Origin of the sequence: Larkinella humicola, from assembly GCF_008727875.1 — a bacterium.
Taxonomy (GTDB): Bacteria; Bacteroidota; Bacteroidia; order Cytophagales; family Spirosomataceae; genus Larkinella; species Larkinella humicola.
This window is the reverse complement of sequence record NZ_VTWS01000001.1, coordinates 915,605-935,710: the sequence shown is the minus strand read 5'-3', so window position 1 is coordinate 935,710 and position 20,106 is coordinate 915,605. Positions and strand designations below refer to the sequence as shown.

Annotated in this window: 15 protein-coding genes; 13 read left to right on the top strand and 2 right to left on the bottom strand. The window is 51.8% G+C overall.

Annotated features, from left to right (window positions below; all coding sequences use genetic code 11):
- The first annotated feature begins 99 nt into the window (after positions 1 to 99).
- The 9 genes from F0P93_RS03990 to F0P93_RS03950 all read left to right on the top strand — a co-directional run bounded on the left by F0P93_RS03990 (position 100) and on the right by F0P93_RS03950 (position 12,924).
- On the top strand, positions 100 to 1,728 hold the full coding sequence (locus tag F0P93_RS03990) for a sensor histidine kinase (RefSeq protein WP_150875000.1): 1,629 nt from the start codon (positions 100 to 102) through the stop codon (positions 1,726 to 1,728).
- Positions 1,729 to 2,291: 563 nt separating this feature from the next.
- Positions 2,292 to 4,667: a putative Ig domain-containing protein gene (locus F0P93_RS03985; RefSeq protein ID WP_150874999.1), complete on the top strand. Its 2,376-nt coding sequence runs from the start codon at positions 2,292 to 2,294 to the stop codon at positions 4,665 to 4,667.
- 298 nt (positions 4,668 to 4,965) lie between these two features.
- Complete coding sequence (locus F0P93_RS03980) at positions 4,966 to 6,594, top strand: NADP-dependent glyceraldehyde-3-phosphate dehydrogenase (protein WP_150874998.1); 1,629 nt, start codon at positions 4,966 to 4,968, stop codon at positions 6,592 to 6,594.
- A gap of 232 nt (positions 6,595 to 6,826) precedes the next feature.
- Entirely contained in the window at positions 6,827 to 7,717 is an 891-nt protein-coding gene (locus F0P93_RS03975; RefSeq protein ID WP_150874997.1) for a cupin-like domain-containing protein, read from the top strand.
- 354 nt (positions 7,718 to 8,071) lie between these two features.
- Entirely contained in the window at positions 8,072 to 8,560 is a 489-nt protein-coding gene (locus tag F0P93_RS03970; RefSeq protein WP_150874996.1) for a hypothetical protein, read from the top strand.
- Between the two features lie 65 nt (positions 8,561 to 8,625).
- Entirely contained in the window at positions 8,626 to 9,462 is an 837-nt protein-coding gene (locus F0P93_RS03965) for a hypothetical protein (protein ID WP_150874995.1), read from the top strand.
- Positions 9,463 to 9,636: 174 nt separating this feature from the next.
- Positions 9,637 to 10,617, top strand: coding sequence for an SPFH domain-containing protein (locus F0P93_RS03960; protein ID WP_150874994.1), 981 nt, complete (start codon positions 9,637 to 9,639; stop codon positions 10,615 to 10,617).
- A gap of 45 nt (positions 10,618 to 10,662) precedes the next feature.
- A complete protein-coding gene (locus F0P93_RS03955) occupies positions 10,663 to 11,760 on the top strand; it encodes a TFIIB-type zinc ribbon-containing protein (protein ID WP_150874993.1) in 1,098 nt (365 codons plus the stop codon).
- A 159-nt stretch (positions 11,761 to 11,919) separates the two neighbouring features.
- On the top strand, positions 11,920 to 12,924 hold the full coding sequence (locus tag F0P93_RS03950) for an ABC transporter ATP-binding protein (RefSeq protein WP_150874992.1): 1,005 nt from the start codon (positions 11,920 to 11,922) through the stop codon (positions 12,922 to 12,924).
- On the opposite strand, the gene F0P93_RS03945 is transcribed toward F0P93_RS03950, so the two are convergent.
- Together F0P93_RS03945 and F0P93_RS03940 are read right to left on the bottom strand one after the other, a co-directional pair.
- Entirely contained in the window at positions 12,921 to 13,616 is a 696-nt protein-coding gene (locus tag F0P93_RS03945) for a head GIN domain-containing protein (RefSeq protein ID WP_150874991.1), read from the bottom strand. The two genes, F0P93_RS03950 and F0P93_RS03945, sit on opposite strands and share 4 nt — an antisense overlap.
- A 68-nt stretch (positions 13,617 to 13,684) precedes the next feature.
- On the bottom strand, positions 13,685 to 15,070 hold the full coding sequence (locus tag F0P93_RS03940; RefSeq protein WP_150874990.1) for a sulfatase-like hydrolase/transferase: 1,386 nt from the start codon (positions 15,068 to 15,070) through the stop codon (positions 13,685 to 13,687).
- Positions 15,071 to 15,184: 114 nt separating this feature from the next.
- Between F0P93_RS03940 and F0P93_RS03935 the strand changes: the two genes are divergently transcribed.
- From F0P93_RS03935 to F0P93_RS03920, 4 genes are all read left to right on the top strand, one after another.
- Positions 15,185 to 15,766, top strand: a complete 582-nt coding sequence (locus F0P93_RS03935) for a 7-carboxy-7-deazaguanine synthase QueE (protein ID WP_150875846.1) — start codon at positions 15,185 to 15,187, stop codon at positions 15,764 to 15,766.
- Positions 15,721 to 17,718, top strand: coding sequence for an OmpA family protein (locus tag F0P93_RS03930; protein ID WP_150874989.1), 1,998 nt, complete (start codon positions 15,721 to 15,723; stop codon positions 17,716 to 17,718). The genes F0P93_RS03935 and F0P93_RS03930 overlap by 46 nt, the downstream gene beginning before the upstream one ends.
- A gap of 224 nt (positions 17,719 to 17,942) precedes the next feature.
- Positions 17,943 to 18,896, top strand: a complete 954-nt coding sequence (trxB, locus tag F0P93_RS03925) for a thioredoxin-disulfide reductase (RefSeq protein ID WP_114404912.1) — start codon at positions 17,943 to 17,945, stop codon at positions 18,894 to 18,896.
- Between the two features lie 134 nt (positions 18,897 to 19,030).
- Positions 19,031 to 20,104, top strand: a complete 1,074-nt coding sequence (locus F0P93_RS03920; RefSeq protein ID WP_150874988.1) for a peptidoglycan DD-metalloendopeptidase family protein — start codon at positions 19,031 to 19,033, stop codon at positions 20,102 to 20,104.
- The last annotated feature ends 2 nt before the right edge of the window (positions 20,105 to 20,106 follow it).

Here is a 20,106-nt window from a genome sequence, read left to right as displayed (position 1 = left end):
GGTAGAGGAGTGCTGGCACCGATAAAATAATCGTAGGTATTTTTATAAACTGCGCGGCTGACTACTTATTCACATGGTCTGGCTTCCTGAGAACGGCACATGGCGGATTCCCTGAATGATAAACCGAAAAAATCCCTCCCGCCGGAAGAGCAGCCGAAGGACCAGTCTGATTTATTGCAGGGTATCCTGATCAATATTCCAACGGGTTTATACGTCTACGATCCGGTCTTCGGCGACGATGGCCAGCCGACGGATTTTCGGCTGGTGTTGCTGAACCCGCTGGCGGCTCAACTGGTTGATCGACCGTCGGATGCCCTGATCGGTGAGTCGATGAAGCTCCTTTTGCCAAGTCTGATAACCGTTGATTTGTGCGCGTTAGCTATCCAGGTCTTTCAAACCCATCAAACCCACCAGTTCGAAACCGAATTCCACCACCGCAACGGTCTTGTCGGCTGGTATAAAATCAGTATATCCCGGTATGACCACCGGATTATTGTAACGACAATTGATATCACCGCTCTCAAAGAAGTGCAGGTCAGGCTGCAAAAGGTGACAGAAACCATGCAAACGATGCTGGATGGCTCACCGATTGCGATTTCGCAACTGAAAGCCGTCCGCGATCGGAAGGGGAATCTCATCGATTTCGTCTACGAAGGGGCCAACGAAAAATACGCTTTGCTGCTCAAACGCTCGGTGAGTGACCTGGTTGGAAAGCGGTTTTTAGGGTTATTTCCGGAAGCCCGCGAGTTAATTTTTGCTGATTATGCCCAGGCCATTGAAAACGGCGAACCCCGACGCACCGAGCGGTATTATGCGGGTGAGCCATTACGCGGCTGGTTCGACATAGCGATTATCAAAAACGACGACGGCGTGGTGGCTTCATACCTGGATATTAACGACCGCAAAGAAGCAGAAAGGCAGTTGGCAGTGACGATGCAAAATCTTCAGGAGGCTAAAAATCAGGCCGATATGGATTTGATTCGCTTGCAGATCGCCGAGGAGGAGGTTAACCGGGTGCTGCGGCATGAACGGGAAATAAACACGCACCAGTCGCAGTTTATCACCTTTGTTTCACACCAGTTCCGCAATCCGATGACGGGTATTCTGCTGGCTGCCGAAGCGCTGGCCAAATTCAGCGAACGGTCGATGGGCACGGTATTGGCCGAGAAAGTGGCGCATTATGCCCACCAGACCCGCCAGGAGATCCAGCGGCTCGACAAACTGCTGACGAAAGTGTTATTTCAGGATCGCATGCAGTTGCTGCAGATCGCGCTCCGGATCGAGGATGTAGAACTGGTGGCTTTTTGCAAGAATTTGATTGCGCAACAACTCGAACAGCATCCGGATTACCAGCGGATTCAGTTTCAAAGCGATCAGGAGACAATCTGGGCAAAAGGCGATTTGGTCATTCTGGAGCAGGTGCTGGAAAACCTGATGAGCAATGCGTTAAAGTATTCCATCGGTTCCGAAAAACCGGTAGAAGTGGGGATCGATACGGTAGACCATGAAATTCGGATATCGGTCCGGGATTTCGGGATTGGCATTCCGGGCGAAGAACTGGAACATGTTGGCAAGACGTTCTTCCGGGCGTCGAACACCTCCTTCATCTCGGGCATCGGGCTGGGACTTTCGTTATCCCGCCAGTTTATCAAGCAACACGGAGGACGACTCGACGTCGAGAGCAAACTCAATCAGTATACGCTATGCACGATTGTGTTGCCCTGCTGAGCGCCTAAGCAGTTTATATAAAATAATTGTCTGATAATTAGCCCTTTTGCCGGTGCACCCGGGATCTGGCACATTTATTGTCTTAATCCCTTCTGTGAACAAATTAATCTTATTATCAGAATTTTAAACCTTCGATAAGAGACAGTTTTTCCAACGCTTCTTTGGGTGTTCAGCTTATTTTCATATGAAAAATACGTCTGTTAACTTTCATCGGCACTCCGCAATCATATGCTGATGTATGCTCAAAAAAAGTAAAATTTTTCTTTCCGGCGAACCCTTGCCGTACTAAATTTGCACGATTCGAAATCAAATCCGGGCGCTGAAGCAGGCAGCTTCCCACGCTTTCGAGCCAACATCCTGCTGTTACTGTGAAGTAGAACGTGGCGTCCTGGGAGTAGTTAGTCACCCTACCATTTCGATTTACCTGTAGCCCCCAACAGTCGCAGACTGTCGGATCGAACCCTTTTTGCCCTTTACTTTTTAAACGGGATTTATCCCGATCGGATATCTATGGATTTATATAAATCAATATAGTAACATTTTTTTATTTATTAACGCAACGTATGAAAAACCGTAACGATCTACTGGCTTGCCTTGTCCTCCTTTTGGGATTGAGTTTTAGTACGGCCTGGGGCAGTGGGGGAGTCATCCACCCCGTCACAATGCCGTTAAATACCCTGTCCAACGAACCCGCCCCCGTCAACCGGCAGCGGTATATGGGCGTCACCATCTTTAATTTTGAAAATGATCCCCGGGTCGACGATGAGCGCATCGAACATTCGGCCGCAGCGGGCTGCAATGCCGTTGAAATTACCATCAACTGGGACCGGGTTTATCCCACCCGCCAGAGTGTGCCCAACTGGAAAGTGGTTGATTCACACGTCCAAACCGCCTTGCGGCTGGGCTTGAAGATTGCCCTGCGAATTCATGTCGGTCGTGAAATCAAGCTGCTGGGCGATTTTTGGGAGACCAACGAGACCATGCAGGCGGCTGATGGGTCAAGGAGTACGGGCAGTGGCATCACGCAGTTCAGCTACGCCCACCAGCCGACGATCGAACTGGCGAAGAATTTCGTGAAGGAAACCACCCGGCGGTATCTCTATTTACAACAGCAAAACAAGCTGCTGTTTTTCTCCGTGGTGGCCTCGCCTGCTCTGGAATCCGAATATTCGCCGGTACTCGACAAGGCCGATGGCGACAAGGTGGTCATTGCCTTCGATTACAGCGATCCCATGAAAACTGCCTTCCGGCAGTGGTTGCAGCAGAAATTCGCGCTTTCGGATCTCAACAAGCGCTGGAACACCGGTTTTGGCGACTGGAATGCCGTCGTGCCACCGGGCAACACGACCAGCGATCCACGGGGCATCTTTAGCGCCAATCGCCGGGGGCTGGATTGGTACGTCTTCCGGCACCGCCTGCTCGAACGGTTTTTGAACGACATTACCAACACGATCAAGAGCGTCGATGGGTCGATCCGGGTGGTCAATCAGCACGGAGCCGTCTGGGACCGGCTGAGTGGTCTGCGGGGCACGTATGCTTTCAAGAGCCTGAACCAGAACTCGGACGGGCTGAAATTTAACGACGGCCCCACCTACAACCACCGGTTTTCGATGGACCTCGTGCGTGGCAACTTAAAACCGGGTGCGTTCATGATCAATGCCGTCGACGGAATGTTCTGGCAAACGGTTTCAATCGATACCTACTACAACCAGGTGAAGGAATGTTTTGACCACGGGGCGTCCATGCTGACGCTGGCCAATTTTGGAGGAAAAGACGCCCGCGCCACCCTCACCGAGCTGGTCAACCAGGTGGTGGATGCCGGTTTGCTAAATCAACCCGTGACGCAGGTGCAAACCGGCAGCAGCATCAGTTACAAACTGTCGGAAATTCTTCGGGACACCTACACGCCCATCACCAATCGCTGGACGGATCAATACAATAAATCCGGAAAAAAACCGGTCCAGGTTACACTGATCGAAGATTTACTGAATGAGATGGACGAACCAGCCCAACCCGACGTGAACAAGGCACCGCAGATTATTACGGCGTATGCAGACCGCGATGCCACCGTTGGCAAACCGTTTAGCCTGGCTGTTTCGGAAAGCCATTTCAGCGATTCGGATGGAACCATCGCCAAAGTCGAGGTGAACGGTTTGTCGGCTGGTCTGAGTTACAATGCGTCTACGAACCTCATTGCCGGTACGCCAACGTCGGTGGCAACACTGAGCGTTACGGTGAAAGCAACCGACAACGACGGCGCAACCGGCACGGATGCTTTTCTGATTCGGGTAAAATCGGCCACGGAACCCGCTCCGGCTCCAGAGCCGGAACCGGAAGGGCCCGTAACCGGTAGTTTTGATGGCTATCTGGATAAAGTAGAATGTGGTACGATGCGCGGGTGGGCGTGGGACCGGAACAAACCCGACTCGCCCGTAACGATCGAGTTTTCGGCCGACGGTAAGGTGATCGGAACCGCGGAAGCGGATATTTACAGAACGGATCTGGACGAAGCCGGGAAGGGAAATGGCAGTCATGCCTATAGCTTTCCGACGCCGGTAAGTCTGAAAGATGGGAAAGCCCACCAGATCAGTGCCAAAGTGCGGAACAGCACCTATACCTTGAAGTATGCGCCAAAATCATTGACTTGTCCGTCGCCGGCGAGAGCCTCGGTGGAGTCTGCAGAACGGGGTTTGTCAGTGACGGTGTTGGGAAATCCCGTTGGTGAGCAAACGAGCGTGGAAGTTCGGGGTGTGGAAGGGAAACCGGTACGGTTTCAATTCACTGACGTCCGCGGGCGAATCATCAGCGAGCGGGCGGTAGAAACCGCCGGTGTCGTTGAAAAACAGCAATTCAATCTGGACCGCGAACTGACGGGTCTGTTCCTCTTACGGGTGGTATCGGGTCAGCAGGCGGTAACCATAAAATTACTGAAACCCTAAAGGCGCCTATTTCTAAAAAAACAGCCCAAATGCGTTATTTGGGCTGTTTTTTTGCCTGATAAAACCGTATTTATTAAAAAAAAGGTAAAATAGAGTAGTAGTTATCCGACATTCCCAATATTTCTGGTGATTCTGTAGCCACGTTTCGTCACACATTCTGTACTTTTGCAGGGCTGATTCGCGAGATCAGCCACTGTTCATTCTTCATCGACTTCTGATTGATCGACCGGCCTGCCTGACTTGAGGACGGTTTTTTTGTGCCTTTTTACGTTGCAATTACCATTTCTTATTTGATAGTATGACTCATTTAGCACAGCAACTGGAGATTCTGTTTCCGGCAGAAGACCAGATTCCGGAAGAATTTCGGATCGAAGAATTGCATCAGCGGGACTACCTCGTGGATGGTGAAATCCGGCAGTGGGACGGTCCGACGCAGGAAGTGGTGTCGCCCATTTTTGTTCAGACGCCTGCCGGACTGGTTCGGAAAGTGATCGGCAGTTACCCCTTGCCGGTGGATGACAACGAAGCCCTGGATGCGCTGGATGCCGCCGTTCGGGCTTTCGACAGCGGTCGGGGTGCCTGGCCGACGATGTCGGTAACGGATCGGATCGAGTGCATGGAGCGCTTTGTCGGGAAGATGATGGAGCAGAAAAATGCTGTCGTTAACCTGCTGATGTGGGAAATCGGGAAAACCCTGGCCGACTCGATCAAGGAGTTCGACCGAACCGTGCAATATATTTACGACACCATCGACGCCTTCAAAGACGTTGATCGGGCCGGTTCGCGTTTCCGGATCGAAGAAGGCATCATCGGCCAGATTCGTCGCTCGCCCCTGGGCGTCGTTTTGTGCATGGGGCCGTTCAATTACCCGCTCAACGAAACCTATACGACGCTGATCCCGGCCATATTGATGGGCAATACGGTGTTGTTTAAACCCCCGAAACACGGTACGCTGCTGCATCATCCGCTGCTGGACGCGTTCCGGACGTCGTTTCCGAAGGGAGTGGTCAATACGGTTTATGGGCGGGGAGCGACGGTGGTGCCGACACTGATGAAGTCGGGCAAAATCAACGTGCTGGCGCTCATTGGGTCGAGCCGGGTGGCCGACAGCCTCAAAAAGATGCACCCCAAAAGCAACCGACTGCGGGCGGTGTTGAGTCTGGATGCTAAAAATGCCGCCATTATTCTACCCGATGCCGACATCGAGCTGACCGTGAAAGAGTGTATGCTGGGTGCGATGTCGTTTAATGGGCAGCGGTGTACGGCCCTAAAAATCCTGTGGGTACACCGGTCGGTAGCCGATGTTTTTCTGCAACGCATGGGCGAAGAACTGAACAAGCTGAAACCCGGAATGCCGTGGAGCAAAGGTGCGCAGGTGACGCCCCTGCCGGAGCCCGGAAAACCGGCCTATCTGGATGCGTGTCTGCGGGATGCCGAAGCGAAGGGCGCCCGGATTATGAATGAAGGGGGCGGTACAACCGTGGAATCTTTCGTCTTTCCGGCCTTGGTTTATCCCGTAAAGGACGGTATGAAACTTTACCGTGAAGAGCAGTTCGGGCCGGTGGTTCCGGTGGTTCCCTTCGACGATATTGATGAGCCGATTGCCTACATCATCGATGCGGATCACGGCCAGCAGGTCAGCATTTTCGGGAGCGAAAGCGAACCGCTCGCGCGTTTGATCGATCCGCTGGTCAACCAGGTCAGCCGGGTGAATATCAACGCGCAATGCCAGCGTGGCCCGGATACGTTTCCGTTTACGGGCCGGAAAGACTCGGCGGAAGGCACCCTGTCGGTGGAGGATGCACTGCGGTCATTTTCCATCCGCACCGTGGTGGCCACGAAAGATACGGCGCAGAACAAGGCCATATTGAACGACATTGTCGAGCAGCACCAATCCGAATTTTTATCGACAAAATTCATTTTTTAATACGACTCCAAAACCGGCTCCTGCCGTGCCTTTTTGCCAACACGGGATGGATTTTTTCCATACTGACCGGAAGAAGGTACGGCGGGATTGCCTGATTGTATTATTTCAGGATCGCATTAATTGAAATTTAATGCCTTCTCCTCCTGATTTTCGAGTGGGTTTGTGAACTCATTGGTAGAAATCTTGTTACATCCAATAAAATTTGGGTTGTACGTTGTATTCATCTACCAGCATGGCACTTGAACTCGTTCCGATCGATCGCATCAGCAAACAAGATAAAGCTCTTTTTCAACAATCTTATTTCAAAAATCACCAGCCCGTCATCATCCAAGATTTTTGTCACGACTGGCCGGCCTATACAAACTGGTCCTTTGAGAAGCTTAAAGAACGGGCCGGTCATCTAACGGTCGATTTGTACAATAACAAGCCAGCCGAGCCAGACAAAAGCACGATGTTTGTCGATGAACGTATGAATTTTGGCGATTATCTGGACAAAATTTCTTCCAATCAGCCCGTCCAGTTACGCATTTTTCTCTTCAATATTTTCAAGCACATTCCTTCCCTCAAAAAAGACATTCTGAAGCCGGATCTGGTAGACGGTTTTGCGATGAGTCTGCCATTTATGTTTTACGGGGGAGCCGGGTCGGTGGTACACATGCACTATGACATTGACCTGTCGCACGTTTTCCTGACGCAGTTTGTGGGGCGGAAGCGGGTGGTTTTGTTCGCGCCGGAATATACGCCCCTGTTGTATCGGCTCCCGTTTTCGGTCATTTCGTATATGAACGTCAACAAACCGGACTATCAGAAATACCCGGGCTTACAGCACGTCAAAGGGTACGAATGCACCCTGGACTACGGCGAAACGCTTTACATCCCAGCCGGTTACTGGCATTACATTGAATACATCGACGGCGGGTATGCACTGTCGCTCCGGGTTCTCAATGAATCCTGGCTGAAACGGATTCAGGGAGCCTGGAATCTGCTCGGGGAAATGCGGATTGACAACTTCATGAAGAAGTACTTTACAAAACCGTGGTTTGAGTATAAAAACCGGAAAGCGTTTGAAAATGCCAATGAAGCGATGAAAGATTTCCAGCATCTGGAAAATGCAGAAGTGTAACGTGTAGTAACAGGCATAACAAAAAATCCCGGTTATAGACCATAGCCGGGATTTTTTGTTATGGCCTTGTTCATCTGGCGTTAATTCGGCTTTCATCCGATTCAGAAATAGCCTGTTTTTATAAAATTTGCCAGAAAATTAATTTGGAAATGAGGTATATTCTGTTTAAGTTTCTTAAGGTTAAATAGCTATTTTAAAAATCATTTAACGTATAAACGTGACTGTTAGCAGGTGTATTATTGAATTGTTATCAAATATGCTTGTTGGACTTAATTTCATAATATAGCTGCTCATTGGATTACTGAAATGATCATTGTAGGATACTGAAAAAATAGGGCAAATAAATGCTGGAAAATGGAAAAAAAATGGCGTAAAATAAACGAAGGGATCTATACATTTTTTGTTGGAAACGAGAAGGAAGGATCACTCAGTATGAACACTGCGGGTGGTAAAGCAACCGCCATTGTGGGCAGCAAACAATTCACGATCAGGAGAACCGGATTCTGGCAAAGTTCCCTGGAAATTTTTGACCAGGATGAAAGACAGGTAGCCAGGGCTTATCCTGAAACATGGTATGGTAATTCGATGGTTTTCGAATACGAAGGCCGAACCTATCAATTAAAAATAAAAAGTAATCCGCTGGCAGAGTGGTCGATACTGGCGGAAAAGCAAGCCGTTTTATCGTACGGTTTAACGGTTGATCAAGGGAAAACGGTAGTTGCCATCCATTCCCAAGCCGGGAATTTGGACTATTTGCCCGACTTTCTGCTCTGGTACCTTTTTGAACCCATAGCGGCTGAAAACACGGCCGATCCTGATTTTTTTCTAACCCTGGCGGTATAACGCTTCATTCTCCGAAAACCGGGAACGCTTCTTTCGTCGGTGTTTCGTAACCGGACAATTCAAAAATGAGCACAATCATTACCCCCGAAGACCCCGAATGGCTCATAAAACTGGTTCAGGAACGGTATGCTTTTTGTCATCCGGATCCAGCCCAGGCCGAACGCATTCATCACTTTGAACAGGACAAAAGGCATTCATCCAAAGACACATACTTTTCGCAATGGGAAGAATGGGATTTTGAATGGGCGACTTTTAAAGACATTCTGGACAACGAGCAGTTCGAACGGTATGAAGCGAATCTAAAAACACGGATTCGGAGTTACGAAGAAAGCCTGGTGCAAGAAGACAACGGCAAATTGGGCGAACTTGCGTATAACCAATCATTACTAGCCAACTACGAAACGGTTTTGTCTGATTTTTTTAATCCCCGGTCTCCGTTAAAATTGACAGTCCTGTTTCAGGAAGAGACCAAGATTGCATTTTTAAAAGCGGAGTACAGGCGGTATTTAAATGAGATGAAAGTCAAGTTATTGGTCGATCATTTTCGGTTTGCCCGAACGTTAATGCCCAATCAGTTAAAGATAACGTTGTTGCAGCATCAATTCGATTATCTGTGGCCGGACTATTTTTCTTTTAAACACCGAATGGACGAGCCCACCAAAGCCACGGCGAATTACCTGAAAGGAAAGCTTTACTATATTGATGACAAAATCTATAAATTTGTTCAGGATAAGTTTGATGAGCTGAAGTCTTTAAATCAGGAAAATTACGACAAATACCTGGGTGAACGACCCGCTGGCGGTGTTCTGACCTACGGGCCCTCAACGCCCGAAGACCTGCGGGAACACCAGTTGATGAGTTTGTTGCTACTTGACGAAAACAAATACGGATGGTGGGAGTAAACCTCTGAATTCAGGCAGCCGCTCCGTCATTCCTGAAAACGGAACGTCCGGCGGTTTTTTCTTGCCGTTCAAAAAAACGAGCTCGTGCGGGTTCGTTTTTTTTGCGTAGAATTGAACGTTTAAAACATCAGCACCGAAAAACCCGATGGCCTTGCGGTTGTCGAAGACAAGCATATGGGACTATTTGACTTCATTCGCAATGAATTTATCGAGGTCATCGACTGGGTCGATAACTCGAACGATACGGTAATCTGGAAATTTCCGGACAATGGCAACAACATCAAATACGGCGCCCAACTGACCGTGCGCGAGTCGCAGGTGGCGGTTTTCATCAACGAAGGCCGAATTGCCGATGTGTATCAACCGGGTCGCTATGAACTGACTACCCAGAACATGCCGATCATGACCACGTTGCGGTCGTGGAAAATGGGATTCGAGTCGCCGTTCAAAGTCGATATTTACTTCGTTTCGACCAAGCAGTTTACGAACCTCAAATGGGGAACGCAAAACCCATTCATCGTCCGCGATCCCGAACTGAAGCAGGTGCGGGTTCGAGCGTTCGGGGTGTTTGCCCTGCGGGTGGTCGATGCCGGGAAGTTTATCAAGGAATACGCCGGAACGACGCCCGTTGTCCGGATCGGTGATGTGGAGGATCAACTTCGCTCGGCCATCATCACCAACTTCACGGACACAATTGGCGAAGCCGGTATTTCGGTCTACGATTTATCCCGGAATTACAAGGAAATCGGCGATAAACTGCTGCCGTTGCTCCAATCGGATTTTACGGGTTACGGCCTGGAGCTGACCAAATTTTACGTCGAAAATACGAGCCTGCCGCCTGAAGTGGAAGCCTTCCTCGACAAAACCACGCAGATGAATATGGTGGGCGATATGGCTCGTTTTCAACAATTTCAGGCGGGTGTTGCGCTGGAAGATGCCGCCGAAAGCGGTGGTGCCGGAGGGGCAGCCGTGTTGCTGGGCGGTTTGGGTAATTTCATGCAGAACACCAGCGCGGCCAATGCTCCGCAGACGCCCAAGGAAGACAAAACGGAGGTCATGAACCTGCTGAAACAATTGGGCGAACTGAAAGCCGCCGGGATTTTGACCGAAGAGGAATTCAACGCCAAAAAAGCCGAATTACTAGCCCGATTATAGCCCCAAACCGGTAGGAACGCGGGTCGTCCGCGTTCCCGTCCCACCATGCAACCATCAGAACTTTCAGACCTGGTCCGGGCTCCCTGCAAGGCCTGCGGAGCGCAGTTGAAATTTTCGGCCGAGAAACAGAAACTGAGCTGCGATTATTGCGGCAATACCGAAGACATCCCGTTCACCAAAAGCAACCTGCACGAGAACCCGCTGGCTTTTCGGGTCGAAGACCGGCAGTTACCCAACGCGCCGACGGAAGAAAAGCGTCTGTTTACCTGCCAGAATTGCGGTGCCAAAACGACCGTGAACTACGACGCGCCGACTCTTACCTGTGCCTTTTGCAATTCCAAAAACGTGAACCCTGATGCGCAGAAAACCCGGCTGATCGAACCCGCCGGATTGTTGCCGTTCCGGATTTCGAAAGAGCAGGCGTTGCAGCGGTTCAAGAGCTGGGTGGGGGATAGCTGGCTGGCGCCGTCGGATCTGGCGGCCGGTGCGATGCTGGATAACCTGCACGGTATCTACATTCCGTTCTGGACCTTCGACGCCCAGGCGCATTCGACCTACACCGGAGAAGCCGGGTTTTATTACTACGTTCCGGTGCAGGTGCGCGATGCCAACGGCAAGACGGTGACCCAGCAACAGCAGCGCGTCCGGTGGGAATACCGCAGTGGGTCGCACCAGGCATTTTACGACGACATGCTCGAAATGGCGTCCCGGAAATTGTCGGAGCAGGAAAGCCAGGTGCAGGAAGCCAGCCGCTACGATTTGAAGGCAATTGTCGATTATGATCCGCGGATCTTGCTGGGCTGGGAAGCTGAAGTGTACAGCATCGATTTGCCCGAAAGCGCCCGCAAAGCTGAAGAACAGATTCGGAGCCGCGAAGAAAATGCCTGTGCCTCGCAAATGGGCGGGGATACGCAGCGCAATTTAAATGTCGACACGAGCCTGACCAACCAGACGTTCAAGCACATTTTGTTGCCGCTCTGGATTTGTATGTATCTCTACAACGGCAAGCCCTACCGGTTTCTGGTCAACGGTCAAACCGGGCAAATTGCGGGTGAACGACCCAAATCGGTCTGGAAAATTGCGCTGGTGGTATTTGCTTTTCTTTTGTTGGTACTATTCTTTTACTGGCTGGGAAAACGCTAAAAGCACTTCGTTTTTTTCTCACATATGATAAAAGCTTATCGCAAGGTTGTTCCCGTAATTCCTTAATTTTACACCTTCGGCAAAGGCTATTTTCGTTTGTTATCTGCGTAAGTCCTTGTTGGTCAATAAAATGCGTGCACTGAAAAAGGTCATTGTCCATTGCTTGAGTCTATCCATCTTGTAAAATCTTTCGGGGACGTAACCGCCGTTCGGGGCGTTTCACTGGTCATAAAACCGGGTGAGGTGGTGGGGTTGATCGGAGCGAGTGGCTCGGGGAAAAGTACGATGCTCAATCTGATGGCGGGTTTACTCGATGCAACGGAAGGGGTCGTTCAATTAAATAATGAACGGATCAAAGGGCCATCAGAACAGTTGGTTCCGGGGCATCCGCATATCAAATTGGTGCATCAGGAATACCAGTTGATGCCACACGTTTCCGTCCGCGAAAATATCGCCTACGCCTTACGGTTTTACGAAAAACGTTACCAGGATTTTCGGGTCGAGCAGTTGATCAACCTGTGTCGGCTCGAAGCGGTGCAACACCGGCTCCCGCGCCAGGTGTCGGGGGGCGAAAAACAGCGGACAGCCATTGCCCGTGCCATTGCCGAAAAACCCGCCGTGTTGTTGCTCGACGAACCGTTCAGTCACCTCGATTTACCGAACCGCGAATTGATCCGCAGTATGTTGCTGGATCTGGTTCGGAACGAAAAAACCGCCTGCCTGTTTGTCACCCACGACGCGACCGATGCCCTGTCCATTTCGCACCGCATCGGGATTTTGCAGGATGGCCAACTGATTCAGATGGGTGCGCCGATGGATGTCTACCGCCGTCCGTATAACGCCTATGCCGCGCAAATGACCGGCCCGGCCAACCTGATTCGGGCCAAACACCTGCCGCTGATGGGCATCATTCACGCCTACCAGCCCAACGCTCTGGCGTGTGTTCGGCCGGAAAACATCCGGTTGAGCGATCGCGGCCGCTTCGGCGGAACCGTCCGAAATGTGTTTTTCAAAGGCGCTTACCTGGAAGTGGAGGTCGAAATGAACCGGTTTGTCAACCTGACGTTTATCGCAGCCTCCCACGAAAAAATCAAAGTAGGTCAGTTGATCGGGCTGGAAATGTCGCCCGAGTCGGTTCACTGGATGCGCGGTTCGTCGGTCTAGTCGTCCGATTTTTTCTGGTTCGAAATCACCGTCTGCGGATTGCCCCGGTGGGAGACATCCGCTCCACCCCGCGTGTTTTTCTCCAGTCGTTTCGTTACGGTCACCGAGGCATCACTTGCTCCCGACGCCCGGATAATCGCTTCATCGGCCGTTAAGTCGTAAGCCTGCAAATCCGACGCCCCCGAAATGTCAACATCGAGTTGCTTCACGCGGCCCCGAAGTTTGGTGTCGGAAGCCCCGGAGGCTTTCAGCCGGATGCGGTTGGCTGAAATGTCTTTCATCGTCAGATCGGCGGCTCCCGACAGTGTAATGTCCAGCTCTTCACTGTCGAACGCATCATTCACGTCGCCGTCGGAGGCACCGGAAAGGGTAATGCCGCGCAGGGCGGGCATCGTGACCAGCAAGCGGGGTGATTTGCGGCTTTTGCCCGGCATCCAGTTGCCAGCCGGCCGGTTAAACCGGGCGACCAGCACGCCGTTTTCGCTTTTGACCGAAAGGTATTCGGTTTCGCCGGGCGACAGATCGGCCACAATGTCAAAAGCGCCTTTCCGGATTTCGACATCGATGGCGTTGGCCACGTCGATGCGGTCGAACGACTTGATACTGAACTGTTTCGTTACCGATTGCGCTTCTGAAAAACCGGCCATCAGTGTCGAAAACAAGAGCGATAAATAAAAACGATGGGTTTGCATGGTGGTTAGCGAAAGATAAAATTCCTGCGATGAAGATGCCGTCCTGAACCGGAACGTTGCACCGATTCCTATTTTCTTTTCTGCCACGGCACGGCCCCGCCCAGTTGGATGTGGTTCATTAACAGGCGGGTCAGCTCATTGGCTTTCGCTTTTTCCTGCTTCGATAGATCGGTGGTTTCTTTCGGATCGTCTTTCAGGTTATACAATTCAAAGGGTAAAAACGGACTGGGTTGCAGCAATTTCCAGTCGCCCAGCCGAACAGCCTGGGTCGTCAGTCCCTTGAAGGCGTCGTTGCCTTCCCGGCGAATGTAAAAAAGCGGCCGCTGGCGGAGTAGGTCGAGCTTCTGTGCATCCGGTTGATTCGTCAGGAAGACCGGCACCAGCGATTTCCCATCGACCGGCATAGTGGCTTGTTGACCCGCCAGTTCCAGAAACGTGGGCATCCAGTCGCTGAGTTGCCCCCGCTCGTCCGACACCCTGCCCGGCTGGATGTGACCCGTCCAGGCGATGCCCGCCGGAATCCGAATCCCGCCTTCGTACATCGTTCCCTTGAAAGCGCGGTAGGGGCCGTTATTGGCTTTGGCGGGACCCCAGCCACCGTTGTCGCTCGTGAAAACGATCAACGTATTTTCCAACTGTCGGTTGGCTTTCAGCGTTGCCAGAAGCCGACCGATGTTGGCATCCAGGTGTTCAATCAGCGCCACCAGTTTGGCCCGGGTCGGGTCGATGGTGGGTTCCCGCTTTTTCACCCGGTCGAGCCAGTCGGCGGGTGGTTGCAACGGGTTATGAGGAGCGTTGTAAGCGAGATACAGAAAGAACGGTTTTGGGTTGTTTTTCCGGCTGTTCACATAGCGGATTGCTCCTTCCGTAAACACCTCCGTTGCGTGACCGGGCGGATCGATGACCTGCCGATTGTGGCGCATGAAATTGTGGCCGTTGCGTCGTTTGGTGTAATAATCATCCATCATATCGCCCAGAAAACCGTAAAATTCCTGGAATCCGCGCTCGTTGGGGGCATTCTCGGGTTCCAGTCCCAAATGCCATTTTCCAACCAAAGCCGTGTGGTAGCCCGCTTTTTGCAGGTAGTTGGGGAGCAGCAGACCCGGAGCCAGGTAGCCCCAGCTATCGGCCAAGTCGTCGCGAATGACGCCCGGAACACCCATCGCTTCCGGCCAACGCCCCGACAGCAGAGCCGCCCGGCTGGGGGAACAAACGGGGCTGTTGGCGTAAAAATTCGTAAAGCGCAATCCAGACTGCAACAGGCTGTCGATGTGGGGCGTTTTCAGGTCGGTAGCTCCGTAGGAAGAAAGGTCGCCCCAGCCGAGATCGTCGGCGAAGATGAAGACGATGTTGGGCTTTGGAGCCGCCAAAGGGGGCGTATGACTGATAAAAAAAGTGCCTATGACGGCGAAAATCAGGCCGGTAAGCAAAAACGAAAACGGACGATACTTCATAAAGGCTGCGGAAAGCCGTGGGAATAGATGAACCTTCGTCCGCAAATTCCGTAACTTTGCACCATGAATCAAGTACTGAATCAACAAACTGACACCCTGAAGCGGCTTCCCGTCATGGAATCGTTCTACACGTTGCAGGGAGAGGGAGCGCATACCGGAAAAGCCGCGTATTTCATCCGGCTCGGCGGCTGCGACGTCGGGTGTCACTGGTGTGATGTGAAAGAATCCTGGGATGTGAACGCCCATCCGCAATACACGATCGATGAACTCGTTACCGGGGCTTTGCAACACCCCGGGCGCATGGCCGTGATTACGGGCGGAGAACCGCTGATGCACGACCTGAGCGGTTTGACGCTGGCGCTTCAGAATGCCGGTTTTCAGACCAACATTGAAACCTCGGGTGTTTATCCTGTCACCGGACGTTGGGACTGGATCTGTTTTTCGCCCAAGAAATTCAAGGAGCCGAATCCGGATATTTTCCAAAAGGCGAATGAACTGAAAGCCATTATTTACAACAAAAGCGATTTTGCGTTTGCGAAGTCCTTTGTGACATCACTGCAACCGCATTGCAAATTGTTTTTACAACCGGAGTGGAGTCGTTCAAATGAAATGCTACCTCTGATCGTTGAGTATGTAAAACAGCATCCGCAATGGCAGGTTTCGTTGCAAACACACAAATTCATGAACATTCCGTAAAGGAACCGAAGCGGATAAAAGGAAGTAAGGAGCGATGGCCGAACCGCCTGTTTTTCCTTGTATTCCTTTTTTCGTTTCCTCTCTTTCTTCATCCTTCCTACGCCCAGAACAAGAAGGCCGTCGAATTGTATAAAAAGGCCGTCGATGCCTTGTCGAACCGGAAAATGACTGAGTCGCTGGATTTGTTTCACCAGGCGGTGGAACGTGATACCGGCTACACCGATGCGTATCTGAAACTGGGGCAGGTCTACGAATTCATGCGCCAGCCTGATCAGGCTTTTCAGGTCTACCAACGGGCCATCGGACAGCAGCCCGACAAACCCACGACGGGGCTGGCGTATCAGTTTGTAAGTGCGTATCTGCTCAAGAAAGGCAATTACCGGGTCGCCATCCCGCACATCGAACGCTACCAAAAGCTGTTTCCGCCCCAGTCGCTGCAATGGAAACGGATCGACCGGATGCTGCAAACCGCCCATTTCGGCGAACAGGCGATTCAGAATCCGTTGCCCGTCAAACCGCAACCGTTGTCGCCAACCGTTCAGGCGTTTCCGTCTCAGTATTTTCCGGTGTTGACCGCCGATGAGCAGACGCTGGTATACACGGTTTTAAAGCCCGAAGGCGATGAGGATCTGATGGTTTCGACGCACAAGGGCGAAACCTGGAGCCCGCCTGAATCCATTTCGCCCCTCATCAATTCCATCAACAACGAAGGCACGCCCACGCTGTCGGCCGATGGCCGGACACTGGTGTTTACGGTTTGTCAGGGCCGCGCGGGCTACGGGAGTTGTGACCTCTACATCAGTCGTAAAACCGGGAATGCCTGGTCGGAGCCGCAGAACATCGGACCGGTAGTCAACACCCGCGCCTGGGAATCGCAACCGGCCTTGTCAGCCGATGGTCGACGTCTGTATTTTGTTTCGGACCGGAAAGGCGGAATGGGTCGGCGCGACATCTGGTGCAGCGATCTGGGTGACGATGGGGAATGGAAACCGCCTTATAATCTGAAAAGTATCAACACGCCCTTCGACGAAGCTTCGCCGTTTATTCATGCCAACGGTTTGAGCCTGTTTTTCGCTTCGGAAGGACACCTGGGCCTGGGCGGTTACGATCTGTTTGTGGCCGACAGTACGGCCAATGGCTGGTCGAATCCGCAAAATCTGGGTTATCCGATCAATACCTCCGACGATCAGGCGGCTATGTTTGTGTCAGCCAATGGCGCCCACGCCTATTATTCGCAGGAACAGGCTGCCAGCGACGGCAAGCAACGTTCCAAACTATACGTTTTCGATCTGCCCGAAGCCCTGCGTCAGAAAGTTCGCCCGGTCAGTTACCTGAAAGGGCTGGTAGCCGATGCCCGCACCAAAAAACCGCTGAATGCCACGATCGAACTCATTGACCTGGCGACCAATCAACTGATTACCCGTGTGCAGTCTGATCCGCAAACCGGGCAATATACTGCCATTCTGCCAACCGGTGGCGAGTACGCCCTGTATGTGATCGGGCCGGGGTATCTGTTCAAAAGTTTGTCGTTCGATTTTACCCGGAAACGGGAAGGCGAGGGGCTGACGATGAGCGTGCCGCTGGAACCGATCAAACCGTCGGAGGGCGGGGCTCCGGCCAGAGAGACGCTGAACAACCTGTTCTTCGAAACCGGGCGGTATGATCTGGCCGACAAATCGCGGACGGAGCTCGATCGTCTTGTGAAGTTTCTGGAAGTCAATCCAACGGTCAATATCGAAGTTTCCGGGCATACAGACAATCAGGGCGGTACGGCCACTAATCTGGAACTATCTAAAAAACGGGCGCAATCGGTGGTGAGTTATCTGGCCAAAGCCGGTGTCGCCCCAAACCGGATTAAATCGGCCGGATACGGTGAAACAAAGCCCATTGCTCCCAACACAACCGACGAAAACCGGAAGCTAAACCGGCGGATCGAATGGCGAATTTTGTAAATTTTAAAGAAGCGTGGATGGTGAAGTTGGAGCAGGGAAGGGCAAAAGGGCCGAAAAAGAGAAGGATTTTGTCTTATTTTTTCATTATTCAGGGCTCAGGGTTCATTCTCCTTTAACTTGGTTTCGCCGGGAATTTTTTGCACCTTTGCGCTTGTTTTTTCAGTGTCTGGCTCCGTATTTAAGCAAAAGCCGACCAGATTAAACATTCTATTCTTTGTCAGACGATGACCACCGAACACGTCAATTGCCTTATTATTGGTTCCGGCCCGGCCGGATATACAGCCGCCATCTATGCTTCCCGCGCGGGCATGAAACCCGTTTTATACCAGGGAATGCAACCGGGCGGACAACTCACCATCACCAACGAAGTTGATAATTTTCCGGGCTATCCCCACGGTGTCAACGGCCCCCAACTGATGACGGACCTCGAAGAACAGGCCCGCCGGTTTGGAACCGACATCCGGTATGGTGTCGTCACCGCCGTTGATTTCTCCGGCACCATTCACAAGGCTACGGTGGACGACCAGCAGGAAATTAGTGCTAATGTCGTGATTATTTCAACCGGAGCCTCGGCCAAATGGCTCGGTTTGCCTTCGGAAATGCGCCTGAACGGCTTGGGCGTTTCGGCCTGCGCGGTTTGTGACGGCTTCTTTTTCAGGGGCAAAGACGTTGCCATTGTGGGCGCGGGTGATACGGCGGCTGAAGAAGCGAGTTACCTGGCCAATTTGTGCCGGAAAGTTTACATGATCGTTCGTCGGGACGAAATGCGGGCGTCGAAATTCATGCAAAACCGCGTGAAATCGCTCCCCAATATTGAAATTTTGTGGAACAGCGAAACGGAAGAGGTACTGGGTGAGGAGGAAGTAACCGGTGCACTGATCAAAAATGCGGTGACGGGTGAAAAACGGGTGATCGATGTCTCTGGCTTTTTCGTCGCCATTGGTCACGTACCCAACACGGCCATTTTCAAACCGTTCGTTGATATGGACGAAACCGGGTACATCCTGACGGAAAAAGGCAGCACCCGGACCAATGTTCCCGGCGTATTTGCCTGTGGTGATGCCCAGGACAATACGTATCGTCAGGCAGTGACGGCCGCCGGAACGGGCTGTATGGCCGCCCTGGATGCCGAGCGGTATCTGGCCATGAAAGAAGTAGAAATGCACGCGGAAGCGTAAACGATATACAATTAGTAACCACCACAAAGGGAGTTAAGAATGATGAATGATGAATTATGAATTATGAGCGTCAGCCAATTCATAGTTCATCATTCATCATTCATCATTCTTTTTGTCAAACTTTATCCCCAAGGATGAGAAAACTGGCAGTCTGGTGGCTGTTCGCCAGCGTTTGCTGTTTGGCAAGCGTAACGACCGTAGAGGCACAGGAACGTGGAAAATTTAAGAAGAACCTGAGCATCAAGCCAAAGAAATCAGAGAAAGAAAACCCCAATTTCCCCTCGCAAACGCCGGTTCAGGAGCCGGATGAGGAATTTGAACAGGAACCTTCCAACCTGCGGTTTAATAATCAGTTTGAACCCAAAAAAGAAGTAAACCCCGTAGTAGCGGAGGACACTTCTACCATCGACGAAGGTGAACCCGCCGTGGTCGAATACATTGATTCCGTTCAGGTAGGCGACGATTGGGTGAAAATTGCGGATTATTACGCCATATGGGACCCCCACAACGTCGATCCATACGGCATCGATCCCCTTCAGTTTGACGAAGTACTGGATCTGAAATTATACGATCCGGGCGAAAACCGGTATTGGTCGGCTCCAACCGTCGACGGAAAAGTAACCTCCATGTTTGGTCCGCGCTGGGGGCGGTGGCACAAGGGAATGGATCTTGACCTAGAAACCGGCGACCCGGTTTATGCCGCTTTCGATGGGATTGTGCGGGTGTCAGGCTGGGACGGTGGCGGTTTTGGCCGGTACATTCTGCTTCGGCATTACAACGGACTGGAAACCGTGTATGGTCACTTGTCCAAGGCCCTGGTCGAATCCGGCCAACTCATCAAGGCGGGTGACCAGATTGGGCTGGGGGGCAGCACCGGCCGCAGTTCCGGCTCTCACCTTCACTTCGAAACCCGGTATGAGGGCAACCCCTTTAGCCCCACGTTCGTTTACGACTTCCCGACTAACTCGCTGATTTCCGACCATTTTATTTTGACCGCATCGGTCTGGGATTATTTACGCGGAAAAAGCGTCAACTTATCCGGGTTCAAGCCACGGTATAAACGCACGGTTCTTCACCGGGTTCGATCGGGTGAAACCCTCACCAGCATTGCCCGCCGGTATGGCTTATCAGCTTCGACACTCGCCCGGAAAAACCACCTTTCAACCCGTTCACGGATTCGGCCGGGACAAAAACTGAGAGTCCATTAACG

Bases quoted from the DNA above. Each gene is read 5' to 3' on its own strand.
- F0P93_RS03940 (WP_150874990.1), bottom strand. From the start codon at position 15,070: ATGAAGTATCGTCCGTTTTCGTTTTTGCTTACCGGCCTGATTTTCGCC.
- F0P93_RS03945 (WP_150874991.1), bottom strand. From the start codon at position 13,616: ATGCAAACCCATCGTTTTTATTTATCGCTCTTGTTTTCGACACTGATG.
- F0P93_RS03965 (WP_150874995.1), top strand. From the start codon at position 8,626: ATGAGCACAATCATTACCCCCGAAGACCCCGAATGGCTCATAAAACTG.
- F0P93_RS03960 (WP_150874994.1), top strand. From the start codon at position 9,637: ATGGGACTATTTGACTTCATTCGCAATGAATTTATCGAGGTCATCGAC.
- F0P93_RS03955 (WP_150874993.1), top strand. From the start codon at position 10,663: ATGCAACCATCAGAACTTTCAGACCTGGTCCGGGCTCCCTGCAAGGCC.
- F0P93_RS03985 (WP_150874999.1), top strand. From the start codon at position 2,292: ATGAAAAACCGTAACGATCTACTGGCTTGCCTTGTCCTCCTTTTGGGA.
- F0P93_RS03970 (WP_150874996.1), top strand. From the start codon at position 8,072: ATGGAAAAAAAATGGCGTAAAATAAACGAAGGGATCTATACATTTTTT.
- trxB (WP_114404912.1), top strand. From the start codon at position 17,943: ATGACCACCGAACACGTCAATTGCCTTATTATTGGTTCCGGCCCGGCC.
- F0P93_RS03980 (WP_150874998.1), top strand. From the start codon at position 4,966: ATGACTCATTTAGCACAGCAACTGGAGATTCTGTTTCCGGCAGAAGAC.
- F0P93_RS03975 (WP_150874997.1), top strand. From the start codon at position 6,827: ATGGCACTTGAACTCGTTCCGATCGATCGCATCAGCAAACAAGATAAA.
- F0P93_RS03930 (WP_150874989.1), top strand. From the start codon at position 15,721: ATGGCAGGTTTCGTTGCAAACACACAAATTCATGAACATTCCGTAAAG.
- F0P93_RS03920 (WP_150874988.1), top strand. From the start codon at position 19,031: ATGAGAAAACTGGCAGTCTGGTGGCTGTTCGCCAGCGTTTGCTGTTTG.
- F0P93_RS03935 (WP_150875846.1), top strand. From the start codon at position 15,185: ATGGAATCGTTCTACACGTTGCAGGGAGAGGGAGCGCATACCGGAAAA.
- F0P93_RS03990 (WP_150875000.1), top strand. From the start codon at position 100: ATGGCGGATTCCCTGAATGATAAACCGAAAAAATCCCTCCCGCCGGAA.